Origin of the sequence: Roseateles sp., assembly GCF_039929605.1 — a bacterium.
Lineage (GTDB): Bacteria > Pseudomonadota > Gammaproteobacteria > Burkholderiales > Burkholderiaceae_C > Pelomonas.
Map to the genome: position 1 here is coordinate 67,947 of NZ_JBDSQX010000076.1, position 21,611 is coordinate 89,557.

Below are 21,611 nucleotides of genomic sequence, written 5' to 3' on the forward strand. Positions count from 1 at the left end.
CGGATTCTTGCAGAAGCCCACCCCTTCGAGCCCTGCCCCCTCAGTAGCGCAGCTCCAGTGTCATGACATCGTTCTCGCGCCGCATCTGAAAGCGGGTCAGGAAGCTGTTGCCCAGCAGCACGTGGCTCAGCTGCCCAGGGATGACGATGGCGCTGACGTTGCGGACTTCGATGTCGCCGATGCGGATGCTGGCTAGCTCGATCAGGAAGGCCGGCACGGTGCCGTTGGCCGTCTGGGTGACGATGCGTCGGCCGTAGAGGTAGCGCAGACCGAGCTTGTCGGCCTCGATCTGACTGATGGCCACGCTGGTGGCGCCGGTGTCGATGAGGAAGCTGGTGGCCTGGCCGTTGATGGTGCCGGTGGTCGTGTAGTGCCCGCCTTGGCCCTGTGCCATGACGATCTGGCGCGGCGCTGGTGACGAAGACAGGATGCGTGCGGGCGCGGCGCCCATCAGCAGCGTCTGACGCCGCCCCGCCACCTCGACGACGGCGCGGCCGTCTTCCAGCGAGACCAGCCTGACACCCTTGGCCGTGGCACCGACTTCCATCGTGCGCGGCTCACCGTCAATGAGCAGCAGGGCCGCGCGCGAGCCCAGCATGCCGTTGAGCTGGACCTGGGCCGGCGGCGCCTGCGCCTGCGCGGCCAGGGCGAGGCCGAGCAGCGCGCAAGTGAGCCAGGAACGAAGCATTTCAGTCGCGGAAGTTGTTGTACGTGAGCGGTGTGTCGCTGAAGCTCTTCTTCATGTGAGCGATGGCCGTCTGCAGGTCGTCGCGGTTCTTGCCGGTCACGCGCACGGCGTCGCCCTGGATGCTGGCCTGGACCTTGAGTTTGCTTTCCTTCAGCGAGGAAACGATCTTCTTGGCGAGCGTCGCCTCGATGCCTTCCTTGATCTTGTAGACCTGGCGCACCTTGTCGCCGCCGAGCTTCTCGATCTTTTCCTGCTTGTCGAGGAAGCTGATGACCACATCCTGCTTGGTCAGCTTGCCGTAGAGCACGGCTTCGATCTGCTCGAGCTGGAAATCGCTGTCGCCGGTCGAATGGATTTCCTTCTCTTTCAACTCGACCTTGGCGCCGGTTCCCTTGAAGTCAAAACGTGTGCCGATTTCCTTGATGGCGTTGTCCACGCCATTTCGAATCTTGACGTGGTCGGGTTCTAGAACGGTGTCGAAGCTGGGCATTTGAAAAATAGTGGTGTGGGTCTGCGAAAATTTTCCCATGTCTGCCAGCGCCCATACCCCCTCGAACGGAGTGCCCGCCAGCCTCGTGATCGAAACCGACGTCAATCTCAAGCCCTACAACACCTTCGGCCTGCCCGCCGTTGCCCGGCGCCTCGTGCGGATTCGCGAGGCCGCCGACGTGCGGCGTGTCGTCGACCACCCGGAGCTGGGCCGGGCGCCCAAGTTCGTGCTGGGCGGCGGCAGCAACCTCGTGCTGACCAAGGACGTCGAGGCGGTCGTGCTGAAGGTGGAAATCGCCGGCATCCGGCTGCTCGAGGAGCGGGACGACGCCTGGATCATCGAGGCCGGTGCGGGTGTCGTCTGGCATGAACTGGTCACCTGGACTCTCGATCACGGTTTTCCGGGGCTGGAGAACATGGCGCTGATTCCGGGCACCGTCGGCGCGGCACCCGTTCAGAACATCGGCGCCTACGGCATCGAAGTCAAGGACAGGCTGGAGGCGGTGGAGGTCATGGACCTCATCACCGGCCGGCCGGCGCTGCTGCCGGCCGAGGTGTGCCGCTTCGGCTATCGCGACAGCGTCTTCAAGCAAAGCGACTTCGGCGGCCTGGCCGGCAAGAGCGTTATCACCCGCGTGCGGTTTCGCCTGCCCAAGCCCTGGCAGCCGGTGCTGGGCTACCTGGAACTGGAGCGCAAGATGGCCGAGACGGGCATTGCCGCGCCCGATGCGCGCCAGATCTACGACTGGATCGTCGCCGTGCGCCGCGCCAAGCTGCCCGACCCGGCCGTCATCGGCAATGCCGGCAGCTTCTTCAAGAACCCCGTCGTTACGGCCGAGCAGTGCAAGGACATCATCGGCCGCGACCCCGGCATCGTTCACTATCCCATGCCGGACGGAAGCGTGAAGCTGGCGGCCGGGTGGATGATTGACGCCTGTGGCTGGAAGGGGAAGACAGTGGGCGGAGCGGCGGTGTACGACAAGCAGGCGTTGGTGCTGGTGAACAAGGCGGACGCGCGCGGCGCGGAGGTCGTGACGCTGGCACGGGCGATTCAGGAAAGCGTCTACGGGCGCTTTGGCATCCGGCTGGAGCCGGAACCGGTGGTGCTGTGATGCTGAACCGGCGCGCATTGCTTGCCTTACTGGGCGCCGCTGGTTTTCCGGCAATGGCGCTGGAGCCGCTGCTGGCCAAGAGCGCCCCGGCAGGCATCGACCCGACGCCCTATCTCGTCAGCGAGAAGCTGGACGGTGTGCGGGCGTTGTGGGATGGCAGCACGCTGAGGTTTCGCAGTGGCCGCACGGTGTCTGCACCCGCCTGGTTCCTGGCTGCGCTGCCCAAGACGCCGCTGGACGGCGAGTTGTGGATCGCGCGGCGCAGCTTTGATGCGCTGTCCGCCGCGGTGAGGCGGGCCGAGCCGGTCGATGCCGAGTGGCGCCGCATCACCTACCGCGTGTTCGAACTGCCGACGGGAGATGGCAGCTTCGAGCAGCGCGCCGACAAGTTGAAGACCTTGGCGAGCGACATCGTCGTGCCCGTCGAGCAGCAGCGCGTCAAGTCGAATGCGGAGCTGCGGGCCAAGCTCAAGCAGCTGGTCGACGCTGGCGGCGAAGGCCTGATGCTGCACCGCGCCGATGCGCCGCTGGCTTCGGGCCGAAGCGACCTCTTGCTCAAGCTCAAGCCGCTGGCAGATGCCGAAGCCGTCGTGGTCGGCCATGAGCCCGGCAAGGGCCGCCTGGCGGGCCAGCTCGGCGCACTGGAGTTGCAGACGCCCGAGGGTGTTCGCTTCAAGCTGGGCACCGGCTTCACCGACGCCCAGCGTCGCAACCCGCCGCCGGTCGGCGCGACGGTCACGTACCGCTACCGCGACCTGACGCCGTCGGGCAAGCCGCGGTTCGCGAGCTTCCTGCGCGTCGCCGAGACGTTTTAGTCAGTTGGGGACAGAGCTACTCGCTGCGCTCGATCGGTCTGTCCCGCAAAGGCTTTAACTTTCCAGCTTCGGCAATCCGCCGCCGGCCAGCAGGCCCACGCCGGTATAGACGCCCAGCTTGGCGCGCGTGTCGCTGATGTCCAGGTTGCGCATGGTCAGCTGGCCTATGCGGTCGGCCGGGCTGAAGGCGCCTTCGACCTTTTCCATGCTCAGGCGCTCGGGCGCGTAGGTGAGGTTGGGGCTCTTCGTGTCCAGCAGCGAGTAGTCGTTGCCGCGGCGCAGTTCAACGGCAACCTCGCCGGTGATGGCGCGGGCGATCCAGCGCTGGGCGGATTCGCGCAGCATGATGGCTTGCGGGTCGAACCAGCGGCCCTGGTAGAGCAAGCGGCCGAGCTTGCGGCCGTTGTCGCGGTAGAGCTCGATGGTGTCTTCGTTGTGGATGCCGGTGACGAGGCGCTCGTAGGCGATGTGCAGCAGCGCCAGGCCCGGCGCCTCGTAGATGCCGCGGCTCTTGGCTTCGATGATGCGGTTCTCGATCTGGTCGCTCATGCCCAGGCCGTGGCGGCCGCCGATGACGTTGGCCTCGGCCAGCAGTGCCACCGGGTCGCGGTATTCGACGCCGTTCAGCGCGACCGGCATGCCTTCTTCAAACCGCACCGACACGGTCTCGGCCTTGACAACGACGTCATCGCGCCAGAAGGCCACGCCCATGATGGGGTTGACGATCTTGATGCCGCTGCTCAGATGCTCCAGGTCCTTGGCCTCATGCGTGGCGCCCAGCATGTTGGAGTCGGTCGAATAGGCCTTCTCGGCGCTCATTTTGTAGGCGAAGCCCTTCTCGGTCATGAAGGCCGACATCTCGGCGCGGCCGCCCAATTCGTCGATGAAGGTCTGGTCCAGCCAGGGCTTGTAGATGCGCAACGACGGGTTGGTCAGCAGGCCGTAGCGGTAGAAGCGCTCGATGTCGTTGCCCTTGTACGTCGAGCCGTCGCCCCAGATGTTGACGCCGTCGGCCTGCATCGCGGCCACCAGCATCGTGCCGGTCACGGCGCGGCCGATGGGCGTCGTGTTGAAGTAGGTGACGCCGGCGGTGCTGATGTGGAAGGCGCCGGCCTGCAGCGCGGCGATGCCCTCGGCGACGAGCTGCGTGCGGCAGTCCACCAGCACGGCTTTCTCCGCGCCGTAGAGCATGGCCTTGCGCGGGATCTCGTCGTAGTCCGGCTCGTCCGGCTGGCCGAGGTTGGCCGTGTAGGCGTAGGGCAGGGCGCCCTTGAGCTTCATCCAGTGCAGGGCGGCCGAGGTGTCGAGGCCACCGGAGAAAGCGATGCCGACCTTCTGGCCGACGGGAACGGATTGCAGGATCGTGGACATAGAGGTCTCTTCAGGCAACGAGGTTCTGCCACTCGGGGTGGCGCTGGATGTAGACGTGGACGTAGCTGCAGGCGGGCACGACCTTCAGCCCTTGGCTCCGAGCCCATTGCAGGCCGGCTTCGACGAGCTTGGCCGCGAGGCCCTGGCCCTGGTAGGCCGGCGGCACGCCGGTGTGGGTGAACACGACGCGACCGGCGCTCAGGGAGTAGTCGAGCACGCTGGTGGGCGTGGTCGGCAGCGTGAAGCGCCGGCGTTCGGGCTCGTGCTGGGGGGTCATGCCGCAGCGGTCTTCAGGGCAACGGGATGGACCTCGACCGACGTGTTCGCGGTCGACACGTAGATGCTGCCGTCCTGGATGCTGATCTGCAGCTGCATGCTGCGCTCGGCCAGCGGGATGAGGGCTTGCGACTGCTCGGCGGGGATCTGCCAGACCGCCAGGCGCGGCGCGCGCGTCAGCTTGCTCTCGATGCCACGCCACCAGACCTCGGTGCTGGACGCGAAGCTGTACGCGCTGACGCGGCGGGCGCGGCCGTGGGCCTTCATCAGGCGGCGCTCGTCGGGCTGGCCGAGGTCGATCCAGTGCTGCACCTCGCCGGTCAGGTCGAGCTGCCAGAGGTCGGGCTCGTCGACGTCGGACAGGCCCTTGGTGAACTCGAGCCGGCCGTTGAGGTCGTCGGCCGTCACGTTCAGCGCGAAGGCCAGCACGCGGACCATCATGCGTTCGTCGGTCTCGCTGGGGTGGCGGGCAATGGTGAGCGCGTGGTCGCCGTAGACATGGCGGTCCATGTCGGCGATCTGGAGCTGGGCTTTGTGGATGGTGGCTTTGAGCGCCATGAGATGGTAACCAAGAGAAGCCCGCGATTATCGCGGTGAAGCCTCATGGCATCATTCCGCCCCTCCGTTCCGAACCTTCGCAACCCGAGTTGCGCCCTCGTCATGAAACGCATTCTTCTTCCGCTGGCCCTGGTTTTCGCTGTTTCGGCGCAGGCACAGGTCATCAGCAACACCAAGGCCAAGGTCGACCCGAAGAACAACAAGGTCAGCAACCCGGTCGTCGAAAAACCCAAGCCCAAGCTGATGTCGCGCGACGAACTGCGCACCTGCATCACCCTGCAGGACAGCAACACCAAGGAGGCATTGGCCCTGAAGGCCGAGCAGACCGCGTTCGAGGACAACGAGGCAAAGATCAAGGCCGAGAAGGTCACGCTCGATGCCGGCGAAGCGGCGCTGAGCAAGCAGTTCTCCGAAGTGAAGGCCGAGAAGGAGGCCGTCCTGGCGGAGTACGCCGCGCTGACGGCTGAGGCGCCCAAGCTGGACAAGGCCGCACTGAAGGCGCGCAACGAGGCGTACGCAGCCCGCACCACGGCCTTCAATACGATGTTCGAAGCCGTGAAAGCGGTCGACACCGAGCAGAGCGCCAAGCGCAAGGCCTTCAACGACAAGATCGACGCGCGGGATGTGCATTTCAAGACCGTGAAAGAGCGGGAGGAAAAGTACTTCGATGCCGATGACAAATGGAAGGCGGAGTGCAGCAAAAAGCTGTACGACGAAGTCGACTTGAAGGCTGTTCGTGCGGAAATGGCAGCGGCTTCGGCCGCAGGCAAGTGATTCGGCCCAGCGCCTGAACCGATGAATCGACGAAGGGGCCGCCTCCGGCAGGAAGCGGCCCTTGTTTCTTTCTGCTTTTGAAAGGACCCCGCATGAGCAACAACCCGCTGCTGCAGGACTGGGCCGGCCCCCACGGCCTGCCGCCCTTCGCCGACATCCAAGCGGCGCATTTCCAACCTGCCTTCGACGCGGCGATCGCCGCCCACCGTGCCGAGATCGAGGCCGTTGCCAGCCAGGCCGAGGCGCCGACCTTTGCCAACACGCTGGCTGCCTTCGACGCCAGTGGCCGGCCGTTGACCCGGTTGGAGCATCTCTTCTACACACTGGCTGCCTCGGCCACGTCGCCCGATCTGCAGGGCGTGCAGCGCGCGCTGGCCGCACCGCTGGCGGCGCACAACAGCGCCGTCTATATGCATGCCGGCCTGTTCGCACGCGTGGACGCGTTGTTCGAGGCGCGTGAACGCCTGGGCCTGACGGCCGAGCAGCGGCGCCTGATTGAGCGCGTGCATCTGGACTTCCTGCGCGCCGGCGCCCGCCTCGCGCCCCAGGCCGGGGCCCGCTACGCCGCCGTCATGGCACGGCTGGCCGAGCTGAACACGCGCTTCGCGCAGAACGTGCTGGCGGCGGAGAGCGGCTATCAACTGCGCCTGACGACCGAAGCCGAGTTGGCCGGGCTGCCCAGCTTCGTGCGTGCTGCGGCCCGCCAGGCGGCCATCGACCGCCAGTTGGGCGAGGGCGTCCACGTCATCACGCTGTCGCGCTCGCTGATCGTGCCCTTCTTGAGCTTCAGCGCGCGGCGCGACCTGCGTGAACAGGCCTGGCGAGCCTGGGTCGGCCGAGGTGACGACACCGGCGAGACCGACAACCGCGCCATCTGCCGCGAGATCCTGGCACTTCGCGCTGAAGCAGCCGCACTGCATGGCCACGCCTGCTATGCGGACTTCGCGCTGGCGGACACGATGGCCTGCAACCAAGGCGCCGTCATGGGCTTGCTGGAGCGCGTCTGGCACCCGGCGCTGGCCGCGCAGGCACGCGAGCGCGAGGCCGTGCAGGGCGCGATGACTGCGGCCGGCGCCACGCATGCGCTGGAGGCTTGGGACTGGCGCTTCTACGCAGAGCAGGCCAAGCGAGCTCGCTTCGAGCTGGATGAGGCCGAGGTCAAACCTTACTTCGCGCTCGACCGCATGGTCGCGGCAATGTTCGATTGCGCCAGCCGCCTGTTCGGCTTGCAGTTCAAGCTGCGGCCAGACATCGCCGGCTACCACGCCGATGTGCGCGCCTACGAGGTCTTCAACGCTGATGGCTCCTTGCGTGGCCTCTTCCTGCAGGACAACTTCGCGCGGCCCACCAAGCGCAGCGGTGCGTGGATGAACGCGATGCGCAACCAGAGCCGCGCGCTCGGCGCCACGCCCGTCATTCTGAACAACAACAACTTCGCCCGTGGCGCGGCCGGTGAGCCGACGCTCTTGAGCTTCGACGACGTGCGCACGCTCTTCCACGAGTTCGGCCACGGCCTGCACGGCCTGCTGAGCAGCGTCGAGCACGAGCGCCTGGCCGGCACGCAGGTGCTGCGCGACTTCGTCGAACTGCCGTCCCAGCTCTACGAGCACTGGATGGCCGAGCCCGAGGTGCTGAAGAAGTTCGCCCGTCACTGGCAGACCGATGAGCCGCTGCCCGACGCGTTGCTTGCCAAGCTGCAGGCCGCGCGCCAGTTCGGCCAGGGCTACGAGACGCTGCGCTACACCGCCAGCGCGCTCGTCGACATGGCGGCGCACGCGCTGCCCGAGGCGCCGGCGGACGTCGTCGCCTTCGAGCGCGAGACGCTGGCGAAGTGGAAGCTGCCCGCCGAGGTCGGCCTCAACCACCGGCTCACTCACTTCCAGCATCTGTTCAGCAGCTCGGGCTACGCGGCGGGCTACTACGTCTATCTGTGGGCCGAGGTGCTGGACTGCGACGCCTTCGACGCCTTCGTCGAGGCCGGCAGCGTGTTCGATACGGCGGTGGCGGCGCGGCTGTAGGAGTGCATCTACTCGGCTGGCAACAGCGTCGAGCCGGGCGCGGCCTTCCGAGCGTTTCGTGGGCGTGACCCGGTTGTCGAGCCGATGTTGAAAGACCGCGGCCTGATTGAGCCGGCGGCTTGAGGCTGGGCGAGCACGGCTGCCGCCAACAGCCTCACGCCGCCGGCTCAACCGGCCCCGCTTTGCGGCCTAAGCCTAAGCAGGTTGCGCGACGGAGGCCATCGCCCACTCGGCGGGCGCGCGCGTCGTGGCGGCTGGCGCTTTCCACAAAAGCTGGAGGCGCCTATGCCGCTTCTGGCCTAGACTTGAGTCGTGCATCCCTTGACTTAGGAGGTTGCCATGACCTATCGCTGGATCACCCTGGGCCTGTTGGCCTTGACTGCCACCGCACAAGCTGACGTGCAGGTGAATTTCGTCAAACCTGAGACCTTCGTTGATATCAAGGACAACAACGGTTTTCAGCAGACCGAGATCCTGAAGGACATCGAGGCCCATTTGGTGGCGCAGGCGCAGAAGTACCTCCCCGGCCGGGATGTACGCATCAACGTGACCGACGTGGACCTAGCGGGGCATGTCGAGCCCTTCGGTCGCAGCGCCACATGGGTGCGTGTCATGCGCACCGTGACGTTGCCTTCCATCTCGCTGACCTACGAGGTGCTGGAAGCCGGCAAGGTCGTTCAGCAAGGCGAGGCCCGGCTGCGCGACATGAACTACCAGGAAGGCTTCAGCAGCTATTTCAGCAGCGACACGCTGCGCTACGAGAAGCGCATGATTGATCGCTGGTTCCAGGGCGAGTTCCGCGCGACCACGGCCGCCGCGACAACCCGCTGACGAAGCGTCGCAAGCTGCCTCAATAGGAGCGCCACAAAACACAAAACCCGCCAGCGTTGCCGCTTGGCGGGTTTTGTTTCGAGCGAGTGTTGAGGCGGCTTGCGCCGCCTGCCATCACTTCAGCTTGATTTCCTTGTACAAGACGTGCTTGCGCACCTTGGGATCGAACTTCATGAATTCGAGCTTCTGGGGCGTCGTCTTCTTGTTCTTGTTCGTTGTGTAGAAGTGGCCGGTGCCCGCAGTGGACTCCAGCTTGATCTTCTCGCGGCCGCCTTTGGATGCCATGGTCGTGTTCCTTCAGTAGGTCAGTGAACGGTGCGCTTTACAGCGCGCCCTTGGCCCGCAGGTCGGCGACGACCTTGTCGATGCCTACCTTGTCGATCAAACGCAGAGCGGCGTTGGTGATACGCAGGCGAATCCAGCGGTTTTCCGATTCAACAAAGAAACGGCGGTATTGCAGGTTCGGCAGGAACCTACGCTTGGTTTTGTTGTTGGCGTGGGAAACATTGTTCCCGACCATGGGCTTCTTGCCCGTGACTTGACAGACGCGTGCCATGACGCTTCTCCGGTTGACGACTGACCAGTTGTGGCGACGAACCTCACCAACAACCCATTGACCGCAAATGCCTGCTAAACCCGGCCCCTGAGTGTTTTCAAGGGCCAGGCGCGGTCTATCCAGCAGGCAAGCCCGCGAGTATAGAGGGAATCCCTTGGATCGGGAAGCGACTCGCGGCCAGCGCCGGATCAGCCGTTCTCCTGGTCCAGAAAACGTTGTGCATCCAGGGCCGCCATGCAGCCCGTGCCCGCGCTGGTGATGGCCTGGCGGTAGATGTGGTCCTGCACGTCGCCGGCCGCGAAGACGCCAGGCACGCTCGTCATCGTCGCGAAGCCGTTCAGGCCGCTCCTGGTGACGATGTAGCCGTCCTTCATCTCCAGTTGACCTTGAAAGATTTCGGTGTTGGGCTGGTGGCCGATGGCGATGAAGCAGCCGTGCACGGGAATATCGACCTTGCTGCCGGTCTGCACGTTTTGCGTGCGCACGCCGTTCACGCCGGAGGCGTCTCCCAGCACCTCGTCGAGCTGCTGGAAGAGGTGCAGAACGATCTTGCCGGCGGCGGCCTTCTCCATCAGCTTGTCGATGAGGATGGGTTCGGCGCGGAACTTGTCGCGGCGGTGGATCAAGTGGACGGTGCTGGCGATGTTCGAGAGATAAAGCGCCTCCTCGACGGCCGTGTTGCCGCCGCCGACGACGCAGACTTCCCGCTCACGATAGAAGAAGCCATCGCAGGTTGCGCAGGCGCTGACACCGCGGCCCATGAAGGACTGTTCGGACTCCAGGCCAAGGTATTTGGCCGAGGCGCCGGTCGCAATGATCAGTGCGTCGCAGGTGTACGTGGCGCTGTCGCCGAACAGCGTGAAGGGGCGCTTGGAGAAGTCGACCTTGTTGATGTGGTCGAAGACGATTTGCGTGTTGAAACGCTCGGCATGCTCCAGGAAACGCTGCATCAGCTCGGGGCCTTGCACGCCCATCACGTCGGCCGGCCAGTTGTCAACCTCGGTCGTGGTCATGAGCTGACCCCCTTGGGCCATACCGGTAATCAGCGTAGGCTTGAGATTAGCGCGTGCGGCGTAGACGGCGGCGGTATAGCCGGCGGGGCCCGAACCGAGGATGAGCAGGCCGTGATGTTGGATGGTGGCGGTCATGTCAGGGGAGGTGAGGGCGGCAGGGCATGCCGCAAGGGTGGCGAGAGGGCGTTTTAGGGGTGTTACCCAGGCCTAACCCGAAGCGGAGAAGCCTGCCACGTGTGCACAATGCACGCCATTTTAGGCAGGCGTCTTTCTGGCCGCCGGCCTGGGCCTCAAACCTGGAGACTGCATATGGCGATGATTTCCAATCTGGACCTGATCCGGCGAGTTCCGCTGTTCTCGATGTTGACCACCGACCAGGCCCAGTCGATTGCCGACAGCGTCGTCAAACGTCGCTTCAAGCGCGGCGAACTGATCGTCGAGCAGGGCACCAAGTCCAACGCGCTCTTCATTCTGCTGAACGGCCGCGCCCGCGTTCTGACGGCCGACCACCGAGGCCGCGAGGTCATCCTGGCCGTGCTGCAGTCGGGCGACTACGTCGGCGAGATGAGCCTCATCGACAACGAGCCGCACTCGGCCACCGTGCGTGCGGAGGTGCAGACCGACATGCTCGTGCTGGGCCGCCTGGAGTTCGCGCGCTGCCTGCCCGAGAGCAGCAGCCTGTCTTACGGCATCCTGCGCGGCCTGGTGGCGCGGCTGCGCAATGCCGACCGCCAGATCGAGTCGCTCGCGCTGCTGGATGTTTACGGCCGCGTGGCGCGCACGCTGCTGGACATGTCCGAGGACGAGAAGGGCATCAAGATCATCCGCGGCAAGGTCTCGCGCCAGGACATGGCCAAGGTCGTCGGCGCGTCGCGCGAGATGGTCAGCCGGGTCATGAAGGACCTGGAGGAGCGCGGCGTCATCGAAACGCTTGAGAACGGTTCGGTCGTCATCAAGGAACGGCTAACTCACGATTGACGGCGACAATGCGGGGATGAGTTTTCCCCTCGGTTCCCTACTGGGCGGTGACGGTGCCGCCGGCGAGCCCGCCGCCCCTGCGAAACCCACGCGCCGCCAGGCGCCCAAGCCGGCCGTCGCACCGCCGTCAGCGGCTTCGCGGTTGCTGCGCACACCGCTTTGGCTGGCCTTGACAGCCCTGCTTCTCGCGCTGCTTGTGCTGGCAATGGCCACGCATGACGTGCGCGATGCTGCGTTCAGCACCAGCGGCCAGCGCGACCTCGTCGGCAACCGCGTTGGCGCCTTCGGTGCCTGGGTGTCCGACGGCCTGCTCTTCCTGTTCGGCTTCTCTGCCTGGTGGCTGCCGCTGCTGGCCGTGCGAGCCTGGCTGCGCGGCTTGGCCGGCCTGCTGCGGCATGACACGCTGGCGCCCGTGCGCTGGAGCCGACGCCTGCGCTGGGCGGTCGGCGTGCTGCTGCTAATCGGCGCGAGTTGCGCGTTGGAATGGAGTCGTCTTTACGCCGTTGAGCCGCGCTTGCCGGGCCATGCGGGCGGCGTCATCGGCTACACGCTCGGCCCGCTGGGCATGAAGGGGCTGGGCTTCGCCGGCTCGGGCGTCATCTGGATCGTGCTGCTGCTGACCGGCATGGCCTGGGCGCTGCGCTTCTCGTGGGGCCAACTGGCCGAGACCATCGGCGAGCGTATCGAGCAGTTCCGCGAGCAATACCTGGAAAAGCGTGAGCTGAAGGCCGACCAGAGGTTCGGCGAGCAGGCGGTCAAGGCGCGCGAACAGGAGGTCGAGGTCGAGCGCCAGATTGAGCGCCAAGTCGAGGCCGACCACGCGCCGCTGGTCATCGAGGCGCCGCTCGTCGAGGTGCAGCAGTCCACGCGCGTGGCCAAGGAGCGTCAGCAGACGCTGTTTGTCGATGCGGGCGACGCCAAGCTGCCGCAGGTCGACCTGCTGGATGCTGCGCCGGTCCGCCAGGAGGCCACCGTCACGCCCGAATCGCTGGAGATGACCAGCCGCCTCATCGAGAAGAAGTTGCGCGACTTCGGCGTCGAGGTGCATGTGGTTGCAGCCTCGCCGGGCCCGGTCATCACGCGCTACGAGATCGAGCCGGCCACCGGCGTGAAGGGCTCGCAGATCGTCGGCCTGGCCAAGGACCTCGCGCGCAGCCTGAGCCTGGTGTCCATCCGCGTCGTCGAGACGATTCCCGGCAAGAACTTCATGGCGCTGGAGCTGCCGAATGCGCGGCGCCAGACCATCCGTCTGTCCGAGATCCTCGGCTCGCAGGTCTACGCTGATGCCGCATCCCAGCTGACCATGGGCCTGGGCAAGGACATCGTCGGCCTGCCCATCGTGGCTGACCTGGCCAAGATGCCGCACTGCCTGGTGGCGGGCACGACCGGCTCCGGCAAGTCGGTAGGCATCAACGCGATGATCCTCAGCCTGCTCTACAAGGCCGAGGCGCGCGACGTGCGGCTCATCCTCATCGACCCCAAGATGCTGGAGATGAGCGTCTACGAAGGCATCCCGCATCTGCTGGCGCCGGTCGTCACCGACATGAAGCAGGCCAGCAATGCGCTGAACTGGTGTGTCGGCGAGATGGAGCGCCGCTACAAGCTCATGTCCAAGATGGGCGTGCGCAACCTGGCCGGCTACAACAAGAAGATCGACGAAGCCAAGGCCAACGGCATCAGCATCCCCAACCCCTTCGCGCTCAACAACGATGAGCCGGAGCCACTGGAGCGCCTGCCCTTCATCGTCGTCGTCATCGACGAGCTGGCCGACCTGATGATGGTGGTCGGCAAGAAGATCGAGGAGCTGATTGCCCGCCTGGCGCAGAAGGCTCGCGCGGCCGGCATCCACCTCATCCTGGCCACGCAGCGGCCGTCGGTGGACGTCATCACCGGCCTCATCAAGGCCAACATCCCGACACGCCTGTCCTTCCAGGTCAGCTCCAAGATCGACAGCCGCACCATCCTCGACCAGATGGGCGCCGAGGCGCTGCTGGGCATGGGCGACATGCTCTACATGCCCTCGGGCACCGGCCTGCCGATCCGCGTGCACGGCGCCTTTGTCAGCGACGAGGAGGTCCACCGCGTTGTGGAGTACATCAAGTCGCAAGGTGAACCGAATTACATCGAAGGCATTCTCGAAGGCGGCGTGCTCGACGGCAGCGACGGCGAGGCGCCTGCGCCGGGCGAGGCCGCTGGCGAGGCCGACCCCATGTACGACCAGGCCGTGGCCATCGTGCTGCAGCACCGCAAGGCGTCGATTTCGCTGGTGCAACGTCATCTGCTCATCGGCTACAACCGCGCCGCACGGCTGCTGGAGCAGATGGAAAACTCGGGGCTCGTTGGTGCGCTCGCATCCAACGGCAGCCGTGAATTGATCATCCCCAAACGTGACGAGTGATTGAGACGAATGAAGAAACTTCTGCTCTCCCTGACGCTGCTGATCGCTGGCGTCGCCCATGCCGACGCCGTCGACGCGCTGCGCGACTTTGGCCGTGACGTGAAGAGCGGCAAGGCCAACTTCACGCAGACCGTCACATCGCCCGACGGCAAGCGCAAGAAGGTGTCGTCAGGCAGCTTCGAGTTCCAGCGTCCTAACCAGTTCCGCTTTGTCTACGCCAAGCCTTTCGAGCAGGTCATCGTGGCGGACGGCCAGAAGGTCTGGATCTACGACGCTGACCTCAACCAGGCCAGCTCGCGCAAGCTGGCGGACGCGCTTGGCGCCACGCCGGCAGCGCTGCTGGCCGGCACCAATCTCGAACGTGACTTCACGCTGAAGGCCGCAGCGTCGGAAGGCGGCATCGACTGGGTTGTGGCCACGCCCAAGCAGGCCGAATCCACGATCCAGTCGCTCAAGCTCGGCTTCAAGGCCAAGGAACTGGCGGCGATGGAGATCGTCGACGGCTTCGGCCAGCGCTCGCGGCTGGACTTCAGCGCCGTGCAGGCCAATGCGCCCGTCGCGGCCGAGCGCTTCCAGTTCAAGCTGCCGGCGGGCGCCGATCTGATCGAACAGTGACGGGCTCGCTCTTCGACGCCGACCCGCCAGCGCCACCGCTGGCCGAACGGCTGCGGCCCAAGACGCTCGACGAGGTCATCGGCCAGCGCCACCTGCTCGGCCCCGGCATGCCGCTGCGCGCGGCCTTCGAGGCGGGCCGGCTGCAGAGCATGATCCTGTGGGGCCCGCCGGGCGTCGGCAAGACGACGCTGGCGCGCCTGGTGGCGGGCGCCTTCGACGCGCAGTTCATCGCCATCTCGGCTGTGCTGGGCGGCGTGAAGGACATCCGCGAGGCGGTAGACCGTGCCCAGATTGCGGCGCAGCAGGGGCGGCGCACGGTCGTATTCGTCGACGAAGTGCACCGCTTCAACAAGGCTCAGCAGGATGCCTTCCTGCCGCATGTCGAGTCGGGCCTGTTCACCTTCATCGGCGCCACGACCGAGAACCCCAGCTTCGAGGTCAACTCGGCGCTGTTGTCGCGCGCCCAGGTGCAGGTGCTGAAGAGCCTCGACGCCGAGGAGCTCGGTCAGCTCATCGCCCGCGGCGCGGCCGAACTGGGCGTCGATCCGCCCACCAAGGAAGCCGCTGACCGCCTCGTCGGCTATGCCGACGGCGACGCGCGCCGGCTGCTGAACGCGCTGGAATCCGCCGCTGCACTCGCCAACGGCGCCCTCATCGACGAAGCGCTGCTGGAGCGCACGCTGGGCGAGCAGTTGCGCCGTTATGACAAGGGCGGCGATCAGTTCTACGACGTCATCAGCGCCCTCCACAAGTCGGTGCGCGGCAGCAACCCTGATGCGTCGTTGTACTGGTTCGCGCGCATGCTGGACGGTGGTGTGGACGCCCGCTACATCGCACGCCGCCTGATCCGCATGGCCAGCGAGGACATCGGCCTGGCCGACCCGCGCGCGCTGCGCATGACGCTGGATGCGGCCGATACCTACGAGCGCCTGGGCACGCCCGAGGGCGAGTTGGCGCTGGCGCAGGCGGTGGTCTACCTGGCCATCGCGCCCAAGTCCAATGCCGTCTACAAGGCGTTCAACGCGGTGAAGGCCTTTATCAAGCAAGACCAGACGCGGCCGGTGCCTGTGCACCTGCGCAACGCGCCGACGCGCCTGATGAAGGACCTCGGCTACGGCAAGGCCTACCGCTACGCGCATGACGAACCAGGTGGCTATGCGGCCGGCGAGCAATACCTGCCCGACGGGCTGGAAGGCCAGCGCTGGTACGAGCCCGTGCCGCGCGGGCTGGAGCAGAAGATTGGCGACAAGTTGGCCGAGTTGCGCCGGCTGGACGATGAAGCGACTGGCGAAGGCTAGCGCGGCGTTGCTGCTGCTCGCAGCGGCCCTCGCGCAGGCGGCCGACGGCCCGACGCTGGCCCGTATCCGCGACACCGGCGTCATCGTCATCGGCTACCGGCCGGCCTCGCTGCCGTTCTCGTATCTGGACGCGCAACTGCGCCCCACCGGCTACTCGGTCGAGCTGTGCGATCGCATCGTCGCGGCCGTGCGCAGCAAGCTGCAGCTGCCCGACCTGGAGGTGCGCCGCGTCGAGGTGGCCTCGGCCACGCGCATGCCGCTGGTCATCAACGGCACGCTGGATCTGGAATGCGGCATCACCACCAACACCGCCGAGCGGGCGCGCAGCCAAGCCTTCTCGCTGACCATCTTCGTGGCCGAGACGCGGCTGATGACACGCGGCAGCGAGCGGGTGCGTGGCCTGGCCGACCTGCGCGGGCAGACGGTGGCCTCAACCATCGGCACGACCAGCATCCAGCACCTGGCCAAGATCAACGAGCAGCAGGGCTTGGGCATCCGCATCCTCGGCGGCCTGGACGACCCCGAGGGTTTCCAGATGCTGCGCAGCGGCCGTGCCTCCGCCTTCCTGATGGACGACGTGCTGCTGCGCGCGCTGCTGGCTCAGCAGGGCCCGGGCGCAGACGACTTTCGGCTGTCCGACCAGGCGCTGACGGTGGAGCCCTACGCCATCGGCTTGCGCAAGAGCGACCCGCAGTTCAAGGCGCTGGTGGACGAGGTGCTGGCGGGGCTGTACCGCAGCGGTGAGATCCACGCGATCTACAGGCGCTGGTTCGAGCAGCCGCTGCCAGCCTCGGGGCTGAATCTCAAGCTGCCGATGAGTGCGGCCTTCCGCCGCGTGATCGCGCAGCCGACAGACTCGCCGGACCCCGATCGCTATCGCTGATCAGCGGAAATCGTCCAGCACGATGCCGTGGCGGTTCAGCTTGTCATACAGCGTCTTGCGCGGCGTGCCCAGCAGCTCCATGGCGGCGGGCACCTTGCCTTGGGTGCGCCGCAGCGCCTGCTCGATCAGCGTCTTCTCGACCAGGTCCATCTGCCGTGCCAGGTTCAGCATCGGTTCGGCCTGCAACGCGGCTTGCGGGTCAAGGTCGTCCAGCGCCAGCACGAAGCGGTCGGCCGCGTTGCGGATTTCGCGCACATTGCCGGGCCAGTCGTGGGCCATCAGCTCGCGCAGCTTGTCTGGCGTTAGCTCTGGCGCCGCGCGCTCGTAGCGGACGCAGGCCTGCGTCACGAAGTGCTCGAACAGCAGCGGGATGTCCTCCCGCCTTTCGCGCAGCGGCGGCAGCGTGAGCGTGGCGATGTTGAGGCGGTAGTAGAGGTCGCTGCGGAACTCGTTCTTGGCGGCTTGCTCGCGCAGGTCCGACTTGCTGGCTGCGATGAAGCGCACGTTGATGGGCAGCTCCTCGTTCGAGCCGAGCCGCTCGATGCGCCGCTCTTGCAGCACGCGCAGCAGCTTGATCTGCAGCGCGATGGGCATGGTCTCAATCTCGTCCAGCAGCAGCGTGCCGCCGTTGGCGTGCTCGATCTTGCCGATGCGCCGCTTGGCGGCTGATGTGAAGGCGCCGGGTTCGTGGCCGAACAGCTCGCTCTCGAACAGAGCTTCCGGCAGGCCACCGCAGTTGATGGCGACGAAGTGGCGGTCGCGCCGCGCGCTCTGGTCGTGCAGGCAGCGGGCCACCAGCTCCTTGCCGGTGCCGGTTTCGCCGACGACGAGCACGTCGGCCGACGTGCCGGCGAGGTTCAGCACCTGGCGGCGCAGTTGCTGCATACCGGGCGACTGGCCCAGCAGCGCGGCCTCGATGCCGCTGGCGCTTTGTAGCTGGGCGCGCAGCTCATCGGCCGAATGACGCAGCGTGCGCAGGTCCAGCGCGCGGCGGGCGACGTCGATCAGGCGCTCTGGCGCAAAGGGCTTCTCGATGAAGTCATAGGCACCGGCGCGCATGGACTGCACGGCCATGGCCACGTCGCCGTGGGCGGTGATGAGGATGGTGGGGATGCTGGCGTCCGTGGCCTGCACATGGGCCAGCAGCGCCCGGCCGTCCATGCCGGGCAGGCGCACGTCGGTGATGACGATGACCGGCGCGCCGGGCTGGATGTGGGGCAGGGATTCCTCGGCGCTGCGACAGGGCAGGACAGTGAAGCCTTCCAGTTCCAGCGTCTGCGTGAGGCTGACCCGCACCGGCATGTCGTCCTCGACGAACACGACCTTGTAGCCTTCAAACATCTCCAACCTCCCATGCTTCGACGGCGAGGTCGAACTCGAAACTCATGCCTTGCGGCAGCCGCTCGGCGCGCAGCGTGCCACCGAACTCATGCACGATCTTGGCGGAAATGACCAAGCCCAGGCCGAGGCCTTCGCCAGCCGGTTTGGTCGTGAAGAAGGGCTCGAAGAGGTGCTGCAGCTGCTCGTCGCTGACGCCCGCGCCGCTGTCCTGCACCTTGACCAGCACGCGCCGGCCCGCGTCCAGTGAGACGGCCCGCACGCGCAGCCGGCGCTCGACCTCGTGCTGCATCGCGTCGATGGCGTTGCCGAACAGGTTGACGAGCACCTGCTCCAGCCGGTTGGCCTCGGCGCGCACGCGCAGGCCGGCGGGCAGGTCGATCTGTGCCTTCACGTCCAGCGCGCGGCTGCGGTGCTCCAGCAGCAGCAGTGCGTTGTGCACGCTGTCCAGCAACGGCACGGCGGCGCTGACCTGCTCATCGGCCTTGCGCGCAAAGCTCTTCAGCTGGCGCGTGATCTGGCTCATGCGATCGACCATGTCGTCCATCAACTGCAGGTTGGCGGCGACGGCGTCCTGCCGGCCGCTTTCCAGCAGGCGCATGGAATTGCGCGCCAGTGCGCGCAGCGCCGTCAGCGGCTGGTTGATCTCGTGCGACAGCCCGGCCGACATCTGCCCCAGCACCGCCAGCTTGCTGGCTTGCAGCAGCTCGCCCTCCGTCTGCAGGCGCTGGGCGATCTGGGTCTTGAGCGCATCGTTGGTCTGGCGCAGCTCGGCGGTGCGGCTGTCCACCAATTGCTCCAGCTGTGCGTGGGTCTGGCGCAGGTCGGCCTGGGCCTGCGTCAACTGACGCAGCGCGCGCCTTCGTGATGACAGGTAAAGGATGAGCAAGCCGATGCTGGCGCCGAACGCGGCACCGCCCCAGGCCGCGAGCTGGGCGCGCTGGCGCACCTCGGTCAGGTCCGACAGCGCCACCAGTCGCAGGCCCAGCGGCACGATCTGGCGCTGCTGGGCGAGCATGGGCCGGCTGCCCGGCAGCGGCAGCTTGACTTGTTGGCCCTGATGAACTTCCAGCGAGGCCGGCAGCTCCAGGTCGGCGCCTATTGCCTGCGGATAGCGCGCGCTGGCCTGCAGCGCCTGGCGGCGCGACGGGTCGGCGTGGCCCAGCACGGTGTATTTCCAGTCCTGCACCGAGCTCATGATGACGACGTCCTGGTCGTCGGCCACGAGGATGCGTTCGCCCTGCGAGCGCGCACCCAGGTCCACCCAGGTGGCCTCCAGCGGCGCGAGGTTGAAGCGCACAACGATGACGCCAACCTCGTGGCCGGCCTGGCGCAGCGTGTGCAGCAGGTAGAAATCGGTGCTGCCGGTGTTGGCGTCGGCGGCAAAGAAGTGCGTGCGGCCCTGAGCCAGGGCCTCGGCCAGGCGGGCCGGCGGCTCCAGGGACTCACTGGCGGACAAGACCTGGCCCTGCGGCGTGGCAACGAAGATCTGGTGCGTGCCGGCGCGCACGTTGACGCGGGCCAGCATGTGGCTGGCGGCGCGGCGCGCCTGGGCATCGTCGGGCACCTGCATCAGCGCCTGCACCGTGGGCGTGATGGCCAGCAGGCTGGGCAGGGAGGCATGCCGCCCGAGCTCGGCGGCGAGGTTGGAGGCGTAGAGCTCCAGCCGTTCGGTACTGACGGCGGACAGCTCCTCACGGCCGCTGCGTTCACTCAAGCGGTGCGCGAGCACGAAACCGAGCACGATCAATGCACCGGTCAGGAAGAGATGAAAGCCCGGTCGGCTCAGCAACCGGAAAAGGCGCAGAGCGCGCGGGCGAAGGGCAGCGAACACGGGTGCTAGTTTGCCCATGCGAAGCCAGCCGTAGCGGCGCCCGCTGCGGTTTTTTGAGGCCTGGCGGAGAACCGCCCACGGCGCGTGCGGTTTGTGCGGATTTCCGCCCGCGAAATGCTGGCTGACACTCGTGAAATCCGACCTTGACCACCGCCGTGGGACAGATCGAACGGCGGGCTGTTTCAACCCGTCGGTGAATACCCTTGAAAGGCAGCCCCGCGCCGCGTTTTGGCACGAGGGTTGCGATTTGTCCGGTTCGCCTGGCGCATGCTTGCGCCCAACCAATTGCTGGGGCCCTCTATGGAGACTCTCGTTCAACAGATCATCAACGGCCTCGTGCTGGGGGCCATGTATGCCCTCGTCGCGCTGGGCTACACGATGGTCTACGGCATCATCAATCTCATCAATTTCGCGCACGGCGAGATCCTGATGGTGGGCGCCATGGTCAGCTGGACGCTGGTCACGCTGCTGGCCGACACGGGCATGCCCGGCTGGCTGCTGATGCTCATCGGCCTGGCCGCCTCCATCGTCATCTGCGCGACGCTGAACTACGCCGTCGAAAAGATCGCCTACCGGCCGCTACGCAATGCTCCGCGCCTGGCGCCGCTGATCACCGCCATGGGCATGTCGCTGCTGCTGCAGGTGCTGGCGATGATCATCTGGAAGCCGAATCCCAAGCCCTTCCCGCTGCTGCTGCCCACCACGCCATTCGACCTGGGCGGGCCGGTCATCACGGTCACGCAGTGCCTCATCCTCGGCCTCACGGTGGTCATCCTTTCGGGCCTGATGTACCTGGTGAACTACACCCGCCTGGGCCGTGCGATGCGCGCCACCGCCGAGAACCCGCGCGTGGCCGGCCTGATGGGCGTGAAGCCCGACTTCATCATCTCCACCACCTTCGTCATCGGCGCCGCGCTAGCCGCCGTGGCCGGCATCATGTGGGCCGCCAACTTCGGCACCGTGCAGCACACGATGGGCTTCATGCCGGGGCTGAAGGCCTTCACTGCCGCGGTGCTCGGCGGCATCGGCAACCTGGCCGGTGCGGTGCTGGGCGGCGTGCTGCTGGGGCTCATCGAGTCCATCGGCGCAGGCTACCTGGGCGACCTGACCGGTGGCGTGCTGGGCAGCCATTACGCCGACATCTTCGCCTTCGTGGCCCTCATCCTCGTGCTGACGCTGCGCCCCTCGGGCCTGCTCGGCGAACGTGTGGCCGACCGCGCCTGAACGGAGCCAAGACATGCAAGCCAAGAAACTCGTCACCTTTCTCGCCGCCGCTGTCGGCCTGCTGCTCGTGCCGCTGTTCGCGCAGCAGCTCGGCAACGGCCCAGTGCGCATCATCGACCTGGCGCTGCTCTACGTGCTGCTGGCACTCGGCCTGAACATCGTCGTCGGCTACGCCGGTTTGCTGGACCTCGGCTACGTGGCGTTCTACGCCGTCGGTGCCTATGTGTTCGCGCTGATGGCCAGCCCGCACCTGAGCCAGAACTTCGAGGCCATCATGGCCGCCTTCCCCGAGGGGCTGCACTCGCCGATCTGGCTGGTGATTCCAGTGGGAGCGGGCATCGCGGCGCTGTTCGGCGTCGTGCTCGGCGCGCCCACGTTGAAGCTGCGCGGCGACTACCTCGCCATCGTCACGCTCGGCTTCGGCGAAATCATCCGCGTCTTCCTGAACAACCTGGAGGACCCGGTCAACCTGACCAACGGCCCGCGAGGCATCGGTCAGATCGATTCCTTCCACATCTTCGGGCTCGATCTCGGCAAGCCCA

The 21,611-nt window shown here is 66.4% G+C and carries 22 protein-coding genes; 12 read left to right on the forward strand and 10 right to left on the reverse strand.

Going from position 1 to position 21,611, the window contains the following annotated elements:
- Positions 1-40: 40 nt before the first annotated feature.
- Positions 41-688, reverse strand: a complete 648-nt coding sequence (locus ABIS05_RS10760) for a retropepsin-like aspartic protease (RefSeq protein WP_348010917.1) — start codon at positions 686-688, stop codon at positions 41-43.
- 1 nt (position 689) lies between these two features.
- Positions 690-1,178 (reverse strand): YajQ family cyclic di-GMP-binding protein, encoded by a 489-nt coding sequence (locus ABIS05_RS10765; protein ID WP_348010918.1) that lies wholly within the window; start codon positions 1,176-1,178, stop codon positions 690-692.
- Between the two features lie 37 nt (positions 1,179-1,215).
- Between ABIS05_RS10765 and murB the strand changes: the two genes are divergently transcribed.
- Together murB and ABIS05_RS10775 are read left to right on the forward strand one after the other, a co-directional pair.
- On the forward strand, positions 1,216-2,289 hold the full coding sequence (gene murB / locus ABIS05_RS10770; RefSeq protein ID WP_348010919.1) for a UDP-N-acetylmuramate dehydrogenase: 1,074 nt from the start codon (positions 1,216-1,218) through the stop codon (positions 2,287-2,289).
- Entirely contained in the window at positions 2,289-3,104 is an 816-nt protein-coding gene (locus ABIS05_RS10775; protein WP_348010920.1) for a DNA ligase, read from the forward strand. Before murB ends, ABIS05_RS10775 begins: the two co-directional genes overlap by 1 nt.
- 54 nt (positions 3,105-3,158) lie before the next feature.
- Here the strand turns inward: ABIS05_RS10775 and argG are convergent, their stop codons facing one another.
- Genes argG through ABIS05_RS10790 form a run of 3 tightly spaced genes read right to left on the reverse strand, consistent with a single transcriptional unit; the run spans position 3,159 to position 5,309 of the window.
- Positions 3,159-4,475, reverse strand: coding sequence for an argininosuccinate synthase (gene argG, locus ABIS05_RS10780; protein ID WP_348010921.1), 1,317 nt, complete (start codon positions 4,473-4,475; stop codon positions 3,159-3,161).
- A gap of 10 nt (positions 4,476-4,485) precedes the next feature.
- Positions 4,486-4,752: a GNAT family N-acetyltransferase gene (locus ABIS05_RS10785; protein WP_348010922.1), complete on the reverse strand. Its 267-nt coding sequence runs from the start codon at positions 4,750-4,752 to the stop codon at positions 4,486-4,488.
- Complete coding sequence (locus ABIS05_RS10790) at positions 4,749-5,309, reverse strand: YaeQ family protein (protein ID WP_348010923.1); 561 nt, start codon at positions 5,307-5,309, stop codon at positions 4,749-4,751. The genes ABIS05_RS10785 and ABIS05_RS10790 overlap by 4 nt, the downstream gene beginning before the upstream one ends.
- Positions 5,310-5,411: 102 nt before the next feature.
- On the opposite strand from ABIS05_RS10790, the gene ABIS05_RS10795 reads away from it, so the two are divergent.
- From ABIS05_RS10795 to ABIS05_RS10805, 3 genes are all read left to right on the forward strand, one after another.
- Positions 5,412-6,083 carry a hypothetical protein gene (locus ABIS05_RS10795; protein ID WP_348010924.1) on the forward strand — a complete coding sequence of 224 codons (672 nt, stop codon included), beginning with the start codon at positions 5,412-5,414 and terminating at the stop codon, positions 6,081-6,083.
- Positions 6,084-6,175: 92 nt separating this feature from the next.
- Entirely contained in the window at positions 6,176-8,101 is a 1,926-nt protein-coding gene (locus tag ABIS05_RS10800) for a M3 family metallopeptidase (protein ID WP_348010925.1), read from the forward strand.
- Positions 8,102-8,440: 339 nt separating this feature from the next.
- A complete protein-coding gene (locus tag ABIS05_RS10805) occupies positions 8,441-8,932 on the forward strand; it encodes a DUF3016 domain-containing protein (protein WP_348010926.1) in 492 nt (163 codons plus the stop codon).
- A gap of 114 nt (positions 8,933-9,046) precedes the next feature.
- Here the strand turns inward: ABIS05_RS10805 and rpmG are convergent, their stop codons facing one another.
- The 3 genes from rpmG to trxB form a co-directional block, all read right to left on the reverse strand.
- Complete coding sequence (gene rpmG / locus ABIS05_RS10810) at positions 9,047-9,217, reverse strand: 50S ribosomal protein L33 (RefSeq protein WP_348010927.1); 171 nt, start codon at positions 9,215-9,217, stop codon at positions 9,047-9,049.
- Positions 9,218-9,254: 37 nt separating this feature from the next.
- The gene (rpmB, locus tag ABIS05_RS10815) at positions 9,255-9,488 is read right to left on the reverse strand and encodes a 50S ribosomal protein L28 (RefSeq protein ID WP_348010928.1); all 234 of its coding nucleotides are present in this window, start codon (positions 9,486-9,488) and stop codon (positions 9,255-9,257) included.
- Positions 9,489-9,676: 188 nt separating this feature from the next.
- Positions 9,677-10,636, reverse strand: a complete 960-nt coding sequence (trxB, locus tag ABIS05_RS10820; protein ID WP_348010929.1) for a thioredoxin-disulfide reductase — start codon at positions 10,634-10,636, stop codon at positions 9,677-9,679.
- A gap of 174 nt (positions 10,637-10,810) precedes the next feature.
- Here trxB and ABIS05_RS10825 point away from each other — a divergent pair, with 174 nt between their 5' ends.
- The 5 genes from ABIS05_RS10825 to ABIS05_RS10845 are packed head-to-tail and all read left to right on the forward strand — an operon-like array spanning position 10,811 to position 16,673.
- Positions 10,811-11,479 carry a Crp/Fnr family transcriptional regulator gene (locus ABIS05_RS10825; protein ID WP_348010930.1) on the forward strand — a complete coding sequence of 223 codons (669 nt, stop codon included), beginning with the start codon at positions 10,811-10,813 and terminating at the stop codon, positions 11,477-11,479.
- A gap of 16 nt (positions 11,480-11,495) precedes the next feature.
- Positions 11,496-13,877: a DNA translocase FtsK 4TM domain-containing protein gene (locus ABIS05_RS10830; RefSeq protein WP_348010931.1), complete on the forward strand. Its 2,382-nt coding sequence runs from the start codon at positions 11,496-11,498 to the stop codon at positions 13,875-13,877.
- Positions 13,878-13,886: 9 nt separating this feature from the next.
- The gene (gene lolA, locus ABIS05_RS10835; RefSeq protein ID WP_348010932.1) at positions 13,887-14,492 is read left to right on the forward strand and encodes an outer membrane lipoprotein chaperone LolA; all 606 of its coding nucleotides are present in this window, start codon (positions 13,887-13,889) and stop codon (positions 14,490-14,492) included.
- On the forward strand, positions 14,489-15,790 hold the full coding sequence (locus ABIS05_RS10840; RefSeq protein ID WP_348010933.1) for a replication-associated recombination protein A: 1,302 nt from the start codon (positions 14,489-14,491) through the stop codon (positions 15,788-15,790). Before lolA ends, ABIS05_RS10840 begins: the two co-directional genes overlap by 4 nt.
- Positions 15,768-16,673, forward strand: a complete 906-nt coding sequence (locus tag ABIS05_RS10845; RefSeq protein ID WP_348010934.1) for an amino acid ABC transporter substrate-binding protein — start codon at positions 15,768-15,770, stop codon at positions 16,671-16,673. Before ABIS05_RS10840 ends, ABIS05_RS10845 begins: the two co-directional genes overlap by 23 nt.
- Here ABIS05_RS10845 and ABIS05_RS10850 read toward each other — a convergent pair whose 3' ends face one another.
- Both ABIS05_RS10850 and ABIS05_RS10855 read right to left on the reverse strand, forming a co-directional pair.
- A complete protein-coding gene (locus tag ABIS05_RS10850) occupies positions 16,674-18,014 on the reverse strand; it encodes a sigma-54 dependent transcriptional regulator (RefSeq protein ID WP_348010935.1) in 1,341 nt (446 codons plus the stop codon).
- Positions 18,007-19,845 carry an ATP-binding protein gene (locus ABIS05_RS10855; protein WP_348010936.1) on the reverse strand — a complete coding sequence of 613 codons (1,839 nt, stop codon included), beginning with the start codon at positions 19,843-19,845 and terminating at the stop codon, positions 18,007-18,009. Before ABIS05_RS10855 ends, ABIS05_RS10850 begins: the two co-directional genes overlap by 8 nt.
- A gap of 300 nt (positions 19,846-20,145) precedes the next feature.
- On the opposite strand from ABIS05_RS10855, the gene ABIS05_RS10860 reads away from it, so the two are divergent.
- Both ABIS05_RS10860 and ABIS05_RS10865 read left to right on the forward strand, forming a co-directional pair.
- A complete protein-coding gene (locus tag ABIS05_RS10860) occupies positions 20,146-21,069 on the forward strand; it encodes a branched-chain amino acid ABC transporter permease (RefSeq protein ID WP_348010937.1) in 924 nt (307 codons plus the stop codon).
- 13 nt (positions 21,070-21,082) lie between these two features.
- A partial coding sequence (locus tag ABIS05_RS10865) for an ABC transporter permease subunit (protein ID WP_407074851.1) occupies positions 21,083-21,611 on the forward strand: 529 nt, incomplete at its 3' end.